The sequence below is a fragment of the Micromonospora endophytica genome (assembly GCF_003236305.1).
Taxonomy (GTDB): domain Bacteria; phylum Actinomycetota; class Actinomycetes; order Mycobacteriales; family Micromonosporaceae; genus Micromonospora; species Micromonospora endophytica.
In genome coordinates this window covers 1-13,305 of record NZ_POTX01000176.1, presented here as the reverse complement: position 1 = coordinate 13,305, position 13,305 = coordinate 1, and the positions used below count along the sequence as shown (strand labels likewise).

The window sequence follows — 13,305 nt, the reverse complement described above, 5'->3', positions numbered from 1 at the left end:
GCTTCCGCCGGCCCGTCCCGGGGGGCGAGCGGAGGTAGCTTGGCGGCGGGCGGTGCCGCAGGTGGCCTCCGTGGCGTCCTCGCGAACCGAAACATGGTCCACGCCTCCGACGGTTCTACTCACCACAAAAACAGCCACGCAGCAAAGCAAGGGACCGCCCCCGGTGCATCCGGCGCTGCTTCCGGCGGCGGCGGGTCGAGTGTCGGGCGGGTCGCCCGGGGCGCGGCCGGCGTCGCGGCCGCCACGGTCGGTGTCGCCGCTACGGCGGTACAGGCCGCGGCCAGCACCCACAAGCACGCCAGCAACATCGCCAGCGGCGCACTTCCCGATCGCCACAGTGACTAGCTGATGCCGGGACAAGGAGAAGGACCATCATGAGTACGACCGCGGAATCCCTGAAGACACCGACGTACGGCAACTGGCGTCGCCCCCGCAAGGCCGGGCTGGGCTCGCTGGGACTGGTCGGGACCATCGGCCTGTTCGGTGGGCTCGTGCTGGTCCTGATCTCCTCGATGGTCTCGCTGAACGCGGCCCTGGTGGTGGGGCTGCCGTTCGCGCTGCTCCTCGCGCCGCTGGCGATCCGCACCGCCGACGGTCGCAACGTCTACGACATGGCCGCGGTACGGGTCGGTTGGCTGCGCCGCAAGTCCAAGGGCCAGCACCTGTACGCCTCCGGGCCGCTGTCGGCGCGTCCGGGCGGCCGGTTCCGCCCACCCGGTCTGCTGAGCCGGGTGACCATGCTGGAGGGGCGTGACCCGTACGACCGCCCGTTCGGCGTGCTCTACCACCGCAACCGCCACCAGTACACGATCGTGCTCAGCTGTGAGCCGGACGGCGGTTCGCTCGTCGACCCCGACCAGGTCGACACCTGGGTGGCGCTGTGGGGGGAGTGGCTGTCCCGGCTGTCGCACGAGCCGGGCCTGCGGGGCGCCTCAGTGGTCGTCGAGACCGCACCGGACCCCGGCACCCGCCTGGCCACCGAGGTGCTGGGCCGCATCTCCCCGGATGCGCCGCCCGCCGCCCGGGCGGTGATGGAGGAGGTGGTGCAGACCTACCCGGACGCGTCGTCGGAGATGAACACCTTCCTCACCCTCACCTACTCGGCGCCCGGCGGCGCCCGGCGCGACCACGACACCATGCTCGCCGACCTGGCGCTGCGGCTGCCGGGTGTGCTGGGCGGGCTGGTCGCCGCCGGCGGCGGCTCGGCGGACCCGCTGTCGGCCGAGCGGATCGCCGAGGTCGTCCGGGTCGCGTACGACCCGGCCGTCGCCGCGGAGATGCTCGACGTACGTGCCCAGTACGGTGGCACCGGGCTGGAGTGGGCCGACGCCGGGCCGGCAGCCGCCGTCGAGACGGTCACCCACTACCAGCACGACTCCGGGGTCTCCCGCAGCTGGTTGTTGACCCTGGCGCCGCGCGGCACCGTGCGCTCCGGTGTGCTGCGCAGCCTGCTCGACCCGGCGCTGGGCATCCGCCGCAAGCGGGTGGCCCTGGTCTACCGCCCGATCGACCCGGCGACCTCAGCCAAGATCGTCGAGTCGGACCGCCGGTCCGCCCAGTTCATGGCGAACTCGACCCGGGGCCTGGTCCGGGCCCGCGCGGCCTCGGAGATGGAGGCCGCCGAGCAGACCGCGGCGGAGGAGGCCTCCGGCGCGGGCCTGGTGGAGTTCTCGATGCTGGTGACGTTGACCGTCGACTCGGCCGCCGAGGTACGCGACGCCGACGTGACGGTTCGCAACCTGCTCGGCGCCACCCGCATCGCGATGCGTCCGGCGGACCGGATGCAGGCCGCCGCGTTCTCCTGCGCGCTTCCGGTGGGCATCCTGCCCTGGGAGCAGACGATGGTGCCGCACGAACTGAAGGAGGCGTTGTGACGCCCATCCGCGCCGGCGGTGCCCGGCTGCTCGACCTCGGCGCGGGCTGGCCGCGGCACGCCTCCGGACCGGCCACCGCGATGTCCGACCTGGTCGTCCCACCGGCCGAGGAGCAGGCCCGGGAACTCGACGAGACGGGCCGGCAGACCCCACGCACGCTGCGCCGCGAACGTCGACACCGGGCCCAGGAGGAGGCGGCCGAGCAGCGGTACCTGCGGCGACTGGCCCGGGCCAACGCGGACGACAACGTGCCGCACCGCGGCTCGTACGCCCTCGGTGGTGGTCGGGTGGCCGCGCTGGACCCGCCGACCATGTGGCGGGCGACCACCGTGCAGGCCTGCGGGCTCTGGCCCTTCGCCTCCGGCTCCGGCGCACCGATGACCGGCGTGCCGCTCGGCCAGCACATCCACACCGGGGCCACGGTCTGCGGGGACCCGCTCAACTGGTTCACCCGCGCCCGGTACATCTCCAACCCGTCACTGTTCATGCTCGGCATGCCCGGTCTGGGCAAGTCGACGCTGATCAACCGGATGTTGATCGGGCTGAGCGCCCAGGGCGTCGTACCGTTGGTGCTCGGCGACCTCAAACCCGACTACGCGGACACGGTCCGCGCCCTCGGCGGGCAGGTCATCTCCATCGCTCGCGGCGTCGGCGGGCTGAACATCCTGGACCCGGGCGCCATGGGCGCCGCCGCGGCGAAGATCGGTGGCCAGGCGGGGCAGGCTCTGGACGCCGAGACCCACGGCCGGGTGCTCAACATGATGGCGGCGCTGCTCACCATCGTCCGGGGCGCACCGATCAGCGACCACGAGCAGTCGGTGCTCTCCGCCTGCCTGCGGCACCTGCGGGATCGCACCCCCGCGGGTCGGACGTTCCGGCTGCCGCAACTGCTCAGCGTGCTGGCGGAGGGGCCGCCGCGGGTCCGGCAGGTGACCCTCGACCGGGGTCAGGAGTCCCGCTACCGCGACGCCGTCGACCCGCTGCACCGGTCGCTGCTCGGCATCCTCGACGGCCCGCTCGGCGACACCTTCGCCTCGGAGACCTCGACCAGGATCGACCCAAACGCCACCGCCGTCTGTATCGACATCTCCCGCATCGGCGAGGCCGACGGGCAGTTGACCGCCGCCGCGATGCTCGCCGCCTGGTCCGACGGGCTCGGTACGGTGGCCGCCTCGCACGCCCTGGCCGACGCGGGGCTGGCACCCCGCCGCTGGTTCTTCACCATCCTCGACGAGCTGTGGCGTCCGCTGCGGGCCGCCTCCGGCATCGTCGACCGGATCGACGCGCTCACCCGGCTCAACCGCTCCCTCGGCCTCGCCGACGCGAAGATCACCCACACCCTGAAGGACGCCGAGGCGCTCGGCAGCGAGGCCGACAAGGCCAAGGCCCGGGGCTTCGTCGAACGCGCGGGCATGGTGGCCTGTGCCGGGCTGCCCAGGGCCGAGATGGAGGACCTGGGGCGGGTGGTGGGACTGTCGCGGCGGGAGATCGAGCTGGTCTCGTCGTGGTCCTCGCCGCCCGGGTGGGCCCAGGACGGCGGCAACGAGGAACCACCCGGCCGGGGCCGGTTCCTGATCAAGGTGGGTGGTCGTCCCGGCATCCCGATCCGGGTCGCGATCACCGACACCGAACGCCACCTGCACGACACGAACACCCGCTGGATCGCCAACGGTGAGGCCGATCGGTTGCTGGCCGAACGCGCCGCCGCGGTGCGCGCCGTGACCGGCGGTGACCTGCCGGTGGCCGCTGCCCCCGCAGCCGGTCGGCACGGCTGGCCGGACCACGAACCGGGGCAGGCATGAGTCGCCGGGGTGGGATCGGCTCGGAGTACCTGCCGTGGCTGATCCCCGGCTTCGCCGCACTCAACATCGTGATCTTCGTGCCGCTCTGGCTCGGTGGCACCCTCGCCGCCCTGATCAGGGGCCACGGCTGGCAGCCACCACCGTTCACCCTGGACGTCTACGTCAGTCTGGTCAGCGGGGCCACCGACAGGCACTGGCCGGGCATGCCGTCGTACCTGGTGTACGGCTGGGCGGTCGCGCTGGTGCTGCTCGGTGCGACCCCGGCGATGCTGCTCGCCCGCGGGGTCGTACGCCGGCTCCGGGAACCCCGTAGCCTGGCCCGCCCCAGCGAGCTGAGCGCCATGATCGGCAAGGGAATCGAGGCCCGCGCCCGCGACCTGCGGCCGGCCCTCAGGAACGCCGCGAACCTGAGCCCTGACGACACCGGCAACCTGCTCGGCGACCTGGTGCCCGCCGGACCGGAACTGCGCTCCTCCTACGAGGACGTGGAGCTCGACCTGATGGCGCCGCGGGCGGGCAAGTCCACCGGCATCGCCATCCCGCGGGTGCTGCGGGCACCGGGGCCGGTCCTGCTGACCTCGAACAAGTCCGACGTGTTCACCGTGACCCGGCAGGAACGGATGAAGGTCGGCCGGGTGTGGACCTTCGACCCGCAGGGCATCGCGTACAGCGAACGCGAGATGTGGTGGGACATGCTCAGCGGCTGCGACACCATCGAGGGCGCGCGGCGGCTGGCCGGCCACTTCGTCAGCTCGGTCAACGACGACTCCTCCAAGAAGGACTTCTGGATCGCGGCGGCGCAGAACACCCTGACCGCGCTCTTCCTCGCCGCCTCCCGCAGCGGCGCCTCCATCAACGATCTGCTGGCCTGGCTCGCCGACCCGGCCGACCGGACCCCGGTCGACCTGCTCCGCGACGTCGGCATGACGGCCATGGCCGACCAACTTCAGGGCACCGTACGCGGCGCCGTGGAGACCCGCGACGGCATCTACGAGACCGCCCGGCAGTGCGTCGCCTGCCTGCTCGACCCGGACATCCTCGCCTGGGTCAGCCCCGACCCGCACCGCCCGCAGTTCGTCCCGGAGCAGCACGTCCTCGGTCGGGACACCCTCTACCTGCTCTCCAAGGACGGCGGCGGCTCGGCTGCCGGGGTGATCGCCGGGCTGGCCGACGCCGTCATCCGCGCGGCTGTGGTCGCCGCCGAACGGATGGGCGGACGGCTCGACCCACCGATGACCGCCATCCTGGACGAGGCGGCCAACGTGTGCCGCATCTCCGACCTGCCCGACCTCTACAGCCACCTCGGCTCGCGCGGCATCAGCGTGGTCACCCTGTTGCAGAGCTACCGGCAGGGCGTACGGGTCTGGGGCGAGCCGGGGATGGACGCGCTCTGGAGCGCCGCCACCATCAAGCTGCTCGGCGCCGGACTGGACGACGCCGATTTCGTCGACAAGGTCGCCAGGCTGGTCGGCCAGCACGACGTGCGTACCCCCACCTACTCCCGGTCCAGGGACGGCTCGTCCCGATCCGTGTCGTACCGCCAGGAGCAGGTGCTGCCGGCGGACAAGATCCGAGCCCTGCCCAAGGGCACCGCCCTGTTGCTGGCCACCGGTATCCGGCCCGCGTTGATCCGGCTGCGCCCCTGGTACAAGGAGCCCGACGCCGCGGTGATCGCCGCGGCGGCAAAGGCCGAGGTGCAGGCCATCACCGACCGTGCGGCGGCGAGCTGGAGCCGCCGCGAGTTCCGACAGGTCGGCTGACCACCATGGCGGTGAACAAGGCCCGGGCGGCCCACACGGCTGCCAGTTCGATATTCAAGCCTGACGCGACCAAGCTGCTCTGGCTGTTCGTCTCGATGCTCGGGGCGTTCCCGCTGGTGGTGCTGGCGCTCCTGGCGCTGGTCGTGCTGCTTGCCATCTTCGCCATGGCCGGCGGCTCGCAGATGACCTCGAACTCGGCCGAGCCGGACGACACCAGTGATCAGGCGACCCACGCCACCGTCCTGATCGAGTTGTCAGGTGGTGACGGCCGGGGCGAATTCAAGGCGACGGCGGTGCCCGACGAGGACCTGGTCGACCCGATAAAGGCTGCGGCCAAGAAGTGCACGCTGCTCACCCCGGTGATCCTCGCGGCGCAGATCGACTACGCGTCGCAGTGGGACGCGGACAAGGAAGGACCGCAGGGCCGCAAGGGGCTGTCGCAGCTGACGCCCGAGGTCTTCGACGAGTTCGGCGAGGACGACGACGACAGCGGCGAAGCCTCCGTGCTCGACGCGGAGGACTCGATCCACGCCCACGCCCGGTACTTCTGCCACCTGGCTGACAAGACCGGGCAGCTGTTGAAGGACCAGAAGGTGGCCGGTGACCACCTCAGCCTGACCTTGATGGCCTGGGACATCGGCCTGGAGACGGTCGAGGCTCAGGGCGGCATGCCCGTCCTCGCTCTGGGCACCTACGCGTTCCAGGTCCGCGGGCTCTTCCCGAAGTACACCCGTGACGCCGACGAGGAGTCGGACACCGACGACTCGCCACCGGAGCCGGATGAGACCGCCACCGCGCTTCCCGCCCAGGACGACCCGGACGACCCCACGGAGGACGGCGACGGGGCGGCGGCGCTCAGCGCGTCGAGTTTCGCCGCCATGTTCCCCAACCGGAACTCCTTCTACACCTACGCCGGCCTGACCGACGCGATGGCGAAGTTCCCCGCCTTCGCCGGGACCGGCGACGAGGTCACCCGCAAGCGCGAGCTGGCCGCTTTCCTGGCCAACATCGACCACGAGTCCGGTGGCCTGGTGCACATCGAGGAGATCAACCGGGCGGCGTGGGGGAACTACTGCGACGCCGGACAGCCCTACGGATGCCCCGCCGGTCAGAGCGCCTACCACGGGCGAGGGCCGATCCAGCTCAGTTGGAACACCAACTACAAGGCCGCCGGTGACGCGCTCGGTCTGGACCTGCTCAACAACCCGGACCTGGTGCGGGAGGACGACTCGGTGGCGTGGCAGACCGCGTTGTGGTTCTGGATGACGCAGAGCGGCGCGGGCACCACGACCGCGCACTCCGCGATCACCGGCGGCGGGGGATTCGGCGAGACCATCCGGACCATCAACGGCGCCCTGGAGTGTGGGGGCGGCAACCCCGCCCAGGTGCAGGCCCGAGTCGAGGCGTACCAGCGGTTCACCGCCGCCCTCGGTGTCGAGCCCGGTGACGAGAGCACGCTGACGTGCTGACCGGGGAGGGGAGAGAGATGACGCAGCCCATCGAGCCGGGCGAGCCGGTGCTGGAGCAGTCGCCACCGGAACCACCGCCGCCTGAGCCGCCCGAGGCCACGCCGTTCTTCATCCTCTATCTGGACGGACCGGAGTACGGCGAGGAACTGCGGCGGCTCTCGTACTGGGTGGAGAGTCTGCTGCTGCCGGTCTACGGCGGCGAGGTCACCTCCTCATCGCCCTGGTGTCCTCGGTGGCGTGAGCATCCGGAGGCGATCGCCTACCTGCACGGGCTCTGGCTGGCCTGGCAGGAGCGGACCGGCCCGCAGGCGCAGCTCTCCGACCCGGCCACCTGGCACCAGAGCTATCTCTGGCCCACCATGGACACCCTCCGCAGCGGCAACGGTCCCTTCGCGGGCTGCAAGCCCGGCTCGCACCGCCCGAAGGAACGGCCGCCGGTCGAGCCGGATCAGCTCTGGTAACCGGGACCGAGCCTGGGCCTGTCTGGGCCCTTCGACTCAGGCGTCCCGGGCCGGGTGGTCGTTAGCGTCCCACGTGGGCGCGGAAAGATCATCCGGCCCGGAGGAGACAGCAGTGAACACCGACGTCTGCCCGTCGGCGCGCACCGGCGCCGACCCGGTGAGCCGGATGCGGGACATCCACGCCGCGAACGCCCAAGCGCTGTACTACTACCTGCTCCGGCTCACCCGCGGGCAGCGGGAACTCGCCGAGGACCTGGTGCAGGAAACCATGCTGCGGGCGTGGCGCCGGTTGGAGGAACTTCCCACCGAGCCGGACCGGATCCGCCGGTGGCTCTTCATCGTGGCCCGGCACCTGGTGATCGACGCCGCCCGGGCCCGCGCCGCCCGGCCGGCGGAGATCTACGGGGTGGACGTGGGCTGGATGCCGGCGTCCGAGAACGCGTACGAGGAGATCACGGACCGGTTCGTGCTCGCCGAGACGCTCGACCGGCTCACCCCCGAGCACCGCGCCGTGCTTGTCGAGCTCTACTACGGTGGCGCCTCGGTCGCCGAGGCGGCCAGCCGGATCGGCATACCGGAGGGGACCGTACGGTCACGGTCGTTCTACGCGCTGCGGGCCGCGCGGGGGATCCTGGACCGCGGCGACGACCTGCTGTGACGACCCGTGGTACGCGGCTCCGGGTCGGTCGCTACAGCCCGGTGCCCGGGTGCGCAGCGCCCAACTCGCGGCGGCCACCGCCGTCGGTGACAGCCAGCCCAGCCCGGCAGCGACCGCGCTGACCGCGCCCAGCAGCTCGGCGGCGTCGAAGTGGCCGTGCACCAGACAGCCACGCACCGGCGTACGCAGCAACGACGCGATCGTCGGGCAGTCGGTGGCACCGGTCATGACGATCACCGGTGAGCGTTGCGCCAGGGCGTCCACCAGATTCCAGTGCCCGGACGCGGTGACCCCGTCGTCCAGCAGGGTCACCGTGGGGCGCAGCCGGTGGGCCAGGGCGACCGCCTCGTCGCCGTCACCGGTGGCGGCGACGACCCGTACCCGGCCACCGGTGTCCAGCATGGCGCGTAGGGCGGCCCGTTCCGGCGCGCCGGCATGGACGATGAGCGCGGTGACCGCCGTTGTCCTGCTCCCGGGGTCTGCGCCGGTGTCGTTGCTCCGTGCCCCGTTGACGTCGCTCATCGCTACCCCATCCGCGGTGGTACCGGGCGCTGGCGCCCGTCGACAAGTACGACGGCGGGGCGGGGCACCGCGTTCACCCGGTGGCGCTAATGTCGCCCCGTCCAGCGCACCACCGCTTCGGTGCGGTTACCTACCTGCAACTTCGCGAAAATGTTGGCGAGGTGGTTCTTGACCGTCTTCTCGGTGAGCAGCAGCCGACGGGCGATCGCCGCGTTCGAGTGGCCGGCGCTCAACAGCGTCATCACCTCCTGCTCGCGCCGGGTCAGACCGAACCCCTCGCGCATCGTCCGGACCTGTGCCTCCCGGTCCGCGTCGGCCTGCTCGCGGGCTGCCTGCTCACGTAGCGCCGCGATGGTGACCGAGGCGCTGCGCGGCGACAGCCAGCCCTCGCCGGCGGCGACGGCCCGCACCGCGCGCAGCAGTTCCGCCGGGTCGAACTCGCCGTGCACCAGATAGCCGCGGGCGCCGCCGCGCAGCATCCCGGCGATCAACTCGTCGGCGTCGTCACTGGTCAGGACGAGGACGTGGGAAAGCTCGGCGAGGTGACCGACCACGCTGAGCCCGTCGGCGATCGGCATCCGGTGGTCCAGCAGGATCACGTCCGGACGCAGTCGCTGGGCGCTGGTCACCGCGGTCCGGCCGTCCGGCGCCTCGCCGACGACTGTCACGTCGTCGGCGCTGGTGAGCCAGCCCCGCAACGCCATCCGGACGATCGGATTGTCATCGACGATCAGGACTTCGATCACGGCGACCAGGCACCGGGTCGGGTCGCGGCGGCGACCGTGGCGGGCGAGAGCGGGACCCGGGCCACCACCGTGGTGCCCTGCCCACCACCGGAGTCGAGTCGCAGCGTGCCGCCGACCGCCTGGGCGCGCTCGGTCATCCCGATGATGCCGAAGCTGCCCGCCGTGGAGAGTGCGGTCAGGTCGGGGGGCAGGGCGAAGCCCAAGCCGTCGTCGCGGATCGTCATCACCACATGCCCTTCCCGTTCGTGCAGACCAACCTGGACGAGTGTCGCGTTCGCGTGCCGGGCCACGTTCTCCAGCGCCTCGTGCAGCACCTGGGCCAGCTCGTACCGGGCCGCCGGTGTCGGTTCGACGGTGGTCACGTCGAGGTGCACCCGTACCCCGGTCCGCCCGGACCACTCCTGGCAGGTCTGCCGCAGGTGCGCGGCCAGTGGTCGGTCCAGCGGATCCCGGCGTAACCCGGAGAGCAGTTCCCGGGCCTCCCGGATCGCGGTGTCGGCACCGGCGGAGACGGTGCTGGCGAGTTCCTCGGCCAGGTCGGGTTGGCGGCGCAGCAGGGTGGGCAGCGCGACGGCGGCGAACGACACGCCGCGGAGCGTCTTGGCGACCGAGTCGTGCAGCTCGCGGGCCAACCGTGCCCGCTCGGAGGCCACCGCCGAGTGCTGGGCGCTGGCCACCGCCGCCACCGAGGCGTCGAGGTAGCGGGTCACCGCGGCGGTCACCACGGCCGCACCGTACCCACAGACGATGTCGATCATCGGGAAGGCGAGGACGAACGGGGCGGCGACGGAGTCCACGGTGTCCCCGGAGCGCAGCAGCTGGGTGGAGACGGCCAGCCCGAGCCCGGCGACGACGATCCACAGGGGGAACGCCCGGGCACCCAGCAGGGCGCCGGTGAGCGCGGCGAAGCCCGCCGCGTAGCAGAAGAACGCGACCCCGCCGCCGCTGAGCACCAGTACGGTGATCATGATGGCGGTGTCGACGGTCAGGAAGCACAGCCGCCACCGGATGGCGGTCGGCCATCGGCTCAACACGGTGACCTGCACGCTCGTGGCCACGGCGATGACGGCGAGGGTGGCCACCGTCCGCCAGGTGTCGTCGACGAGCCGGATGCCGACGCCGACCGCCGCCAAGGTCAGCGCCAAACGGCCGAGCAACAGGGCGCGGCACAGGGCGACGTACGCGACGAAGCGGTTCACTGGTCGCGGTCAGCTTATGGAGATCTTGTCGATGTCGGGTGGCGGACCGGTGTCGTTGTAGAAGATGAAACTGACCCGGCCCGCCGGGACGGTGGCGGCGTACTGGAAGGTGCGGGGAGTGTCCCAGGCGGTGCCGGTGAGATGGTGGGTGGTGGGTGCGGCACCGTTGATGGAGATCTTGAGCTGACGGTCCCCCTTGGTCGAGTAGCTCACGGTGATGGTGCGTTCCCCGGCGGTGGCCGTGGTGAGGTAGGCCGTGAGCCGGCCGAGGTAGCGCACCCGGGCCCCACCCGCACAGGCGGCGCAGTCGACGATCCCGGCACCCTCGCTGAGCAGGTTGCCGGGATCCTCGGCCTCGACGCTCACCGGGCGGAACGACGCCGGGGGTGTGGCGTCGCCTGTCGTGGCCGACGGTGGCGGGGCCGCCGTCCGGGTGGGCCGGTTCGGTGCCGGGCCCGGGAGCGACCCGGCGGGCTGCGGGGTGGAGTCCGGTGCGCGACTCGGTGGGGTCGGACCCGTGGTGGGTCCGCTGCCGGCCGCGCCGGGTGCCGTGGTCGGTGCGCCACCGGGGAGGGTTGCCGTGGTCGTCGGGTCGACCGTCCCGTCGGGGGCGGCTGACCCGACCCCGTCCGGTCGTCGCTCGTCGGGAACCAGCAGCGGCGGGACCGCTATCGCGGCCAGCGCGATCGCACCGGCCAGGCTGCTGATGCCGACCCAGTGCCGGGCGCGGGCCGAGCGGTCGGGGTCCGGCACGCCGCCGGGGGAGCGGGGCACGGGATCGGCGGCGTCGGACAGTGCGTCGTTGGGCAACGCTCGACTCCCCACCGGATGACCATGAACCCTGCGCGTGACGCGCCAACGGTACACATGAGATATCGGCACCAACAAAATCGGGCCGGGCGGAACCGGGGCGGATCATGTCCCAGTTGCCTGGGGAATCGTCCGGAAGCTGGCTGGAACTTTCGCTGTCACTGCCCCGAGCTGCGGCGTCATGATCAGCGGTGGCGGTGGTCGCAGCCAGGAGTCGCTGTCGACTGACGCTGCTGAGCAGTGTGGATGCTGATCGTGCGGGCACCCGCTGGAGCGTTGATTTCCACCGTGTTTCCGGAAGTTGTTGACGCGTGCACATCGTCCGGCCAATACTGTTGGCCATCGATGGGTCTAGATGATCGTCGACTGTCGCGGCCTACTCGGCCGGTCGTCGGCACCGACGGCCGACACACCACCACCACCACGCGGTGCGACACCGGCGGCCGATGGCGGCTGCCCCACCATCGGCACCTCGCCGGCGCGTAGCGCACTGCTGGCCATCGGCCAGCCGTCACGAGGAGGAAGCATGAACCAACCGAGGATCCGCGGGCGAGGACGCCTCAGGACACTCATCGGCGCGGCCTGTGCCGTAGCGCTGGTGACGACCGGAGCCACGGCGATCGTGGCCAGCCCGGCCCACGCCCAGACGGTGACCTCGAACCAGGAGGGCACCCACAACGGCTACTTCTTCTCCTTCTGGAAAGACAGTGGCAACGTCTCCATGACCATGGGTAACGGTGGCCAATACAGCACCCAGTGGAGCAACGTCAACAACTTCGTCGCCGGCAAGGGTTGGAACCCGGGTACGCGTCGGAGCGTCACCTACTCGGGCTCGTTCAACCCGAACGGCAACTCGTACCTGACCCTGTACGGGTGGACGAGGAACCCGCTGGTCGAGTACTACATCGTGGACAGCTGGGGCAGCTGGCGGCCCCCGGGCGCGAACTCCATGGGCACCATCAACACCGACGGCGGCACGTACGACATCTACCGCACCCAGCGGGTCAACCAGCCCTCCATCGACGGCACCCAGACGTTCTACCAGTACTGGAGCGTCCGGACCTCGAAGCGGGTGGGTGGCACCATCACCACCGCCAACCACTTCGACGCGTGGGCCGCTCGGGGCATGAACCTGGGTAACCACTACTACCAGATCATGGCCACCGAGGGTTACCAGAGCAGCGGTAGCTCCAACATCACGGTGCAGGAGGGTGGCGGTGGCAACCCCGGCCCGGGCCCCACCACCCCGCCGCCAGGTAGCGGTGGCTGCACGGTCAACGTGAGCCGCGCCGAGGACTGGAGCGACAGGTTCAACGTGAACTTCTCGGTCAGCGGCAGCAACAACTGGACGGTCAGCATTCGTACGAATGGCGGCCAGAGCCTGCAGAACAGTTGGAACGCCTCGATCAGCGGCAACAGCGGAACCCTGACCGCCCGCCCGAACGGTAACGGCAACAACTTCGGCATCACGCTCTACAAGAACGGCAACAACACCACACCCACCGCGAGTTGTTCGGCCGGCTGATCGGGCCGATCCCGAATGGGGCGCCGGTCACCGCCGGCGTCCCATTCCATGATGTCCGTCCATTCCGTTCACCGGGCCGTAGCGTCGATGGGATAGACATGCCGACATGCGTAGATCCCTGACAGCTGTGGTACTCGCCCTGGCGATGGCGACCGGAACGGCCGGGCCAGCGGGTGCCGCACCAGGCGCTGCTCCCGCGAGTCCGAGCCCGCGCCCGCAGCCGGCTGCCGCCGGCTGGTCGGTCGCCGATGGCAAGCTGACCTGGCGTTCGGACCGGCGCGTGCCGCTCGGCGGTGCCGCTGTCGAGTTCTGGTCGGGTGACCAGCGGCTCGGTCGCGTCCGGCCGCACCCGGACGGGCGCACCTTCAGCCTCGACCTGACCGGCGCGGTGCGGGTCGAAGACCTGTCGGTACGCGTCGGCGGGCGACGCATCGACCAGGCTCCCCCTAGCGTCGCCCGGGGCGGGGCCCCAGCCGCCC

Annotated in this window: 11 protein-coding genes and 1 pseudogene; 8 read left to right on the top strand and 4 right to left on the bottom strand. The window is 71.4% G+C overall.

Annotated features, from left to right (window positions below; all coding sequences use genetic code 11):
* Window positions 1-374 precede the first annotated feature (374 nt).
* The 6 genes from C1I93_RS21885 (at window position 375) to C1I93_RS21860 (ending at window position 8,024) form a co-directional block, all read left to right on the top strand.
* On the top strand, window positions 375-1,874 hold the full coding sequence (locus C1I93_RS21885; protein WP_111245169.1) for an SCO6880 family protein: 1,500 nt from the start codon (window positions 375-377) through the stop codon (window positions 1,872-1,874).
* Window positions 1,871-3,676, top strand: coding sequence for a putative type IV secretion/conjugal transfer ATPase (locus C1I93_RS21880; RefSeq protein WP_223256151.1), 1,806 nt, complete (start codon window positions 1,871-1,873; stop codon window positions 3,674-3,676). The genes C1I93_RS21885 and C1I93_RS21880 overlap by 4 nt, the downstream gene beginning before the upstream one ends.
* Window positions 3,673-5,436: a type IV secretory system conjugative DNA transfer family protein gene (locus tag C1I93_RS21875; protein WP_111245168.1), complete on the top strand. Its 1,764-nt coding sequence runs from the start codon at window positions 3,673-3,675 to the stop codon at window positions 5,434-5,436. Before C1I93_RS21880 ends, C1I93_RS21875 begins: the two co-directional genes overlap by 4 nt.
* A gap of 5 nt (window positions 5,437-5,441) precedes the next feature.
* On the top strand, window positions 5,442-6,905 hold the full coding sequence (locus tag C1I93_RS32040) for a glycoside hydrolase family 19 protein (protein ID WP_212808419.1): 1,464 nt from the start codon (window positions 5,442-5,444) through the stop codon (window positions 6,903-6,905).
* 17 nt (window positions 6,906-6,922) lie between these two features.
* Entirely contained in the window at window positions 6,923-7,366 is a 444-nt protein-coding gene (locus tag C1I93_RS21865) for a DUF4913 domain-containing protein (protein WP_111245167.1), read from the top strand.
* A gap of 166 nt (window positions 7,367-7,532) precedes the next feature.
* Window positions 7,533-8,024 carry a sigma-70 family RNA polymerase sigma factor gene (locus C1I93_RS21860; RefSeq protein ID WP_111245171.1) on the top strand — a complete coding sequence of 164 codons (492 nt, stop codon included), beginning with the start codon at window positions 7,533-7,535 and terminating at the stop codon, window positions 8,022-8,024.
* Here C1I93_RS21860 and C1I93_RS21855 read toward each other — a convergent pair.
* From C1I93_RS21855 to C1I93_RS21840, 4 genes are all read right to left on the bottom strand, one after another.
* Complete coding sequence (locus tag C1I93_RS21855; RefSeq protein WP_111245166.1) at window positions 7,959-8,546, bottom strand: response regulator; 588 nt, start codon at window positions 8,544-8,546, stop codon at window positions 7,959-7,961. The genes C1I93_RS21860 and C1I93_RS21855 overlap by 66 nt on opposite strands.
* A gap of 86 nt (window positions 8,547-8,632) precedes the next feature.
* Window positions 8,633-9,292 carry a LuxR C-terminal-related transcriptional regulator gene (locus C1I93_RS21850; RefSeq protein ID WP_212808420.1) on the bottom strand — a complete coding sequence of 220 codons (660 nt, stop codon included), beginning with the start codon at window positions 9,290-9,292 and terminating at the stop codon, window positions 8,633-8,635.
* Entirely contained in the window at window positions 9,289-10,491 is a 1,203-nt protein-coding gene (locus C1I93_RS21845; RefSeq protein ID WP_111245165.1) for a sensor histidine kinase, read from the bottom strand. The genes C1I93_RS21850 and C1I93_RS21845 overlap by 4 nt, the downstream gene beginning before the upstream one ends.
* Window positions 10,492-10,500: 9 nt before the next feature.
* Window positions 10,501-11,301, bottom strand: coding sequence for a carbohydrate-binding protein (locus C1I93_RS21840; RefSeq protein WP_111245164.1), 801 nt, complete (start codon window positions 11,299-11,301; stop codon window positions 10,501-10,503).
* A 526-nt stretch (window positions 11,302-11,827) separates the two neighbouring features.
* Here C1I93_RS21840 and C1I93_RS21835 point away from each other — a divergent pair.
* Complete coding sequence (locus tag C1I93_RS21835) at window positions 11,828-12,826, top strand: glycoside hydrolase family 11 protein (protein ID WP_111245163.1); 999 nt, start codon at window positions 11,828-11,830, stop codon at window positions 12,824-12,826.
* Between the two features lie 106 nt (window positions 12,827-12,932).
* A pseudogene (locus C1I93_RS21830) lies at window positions 12,933-13,305 on the top strand (hypothetical protein); the annotation flags it as partial.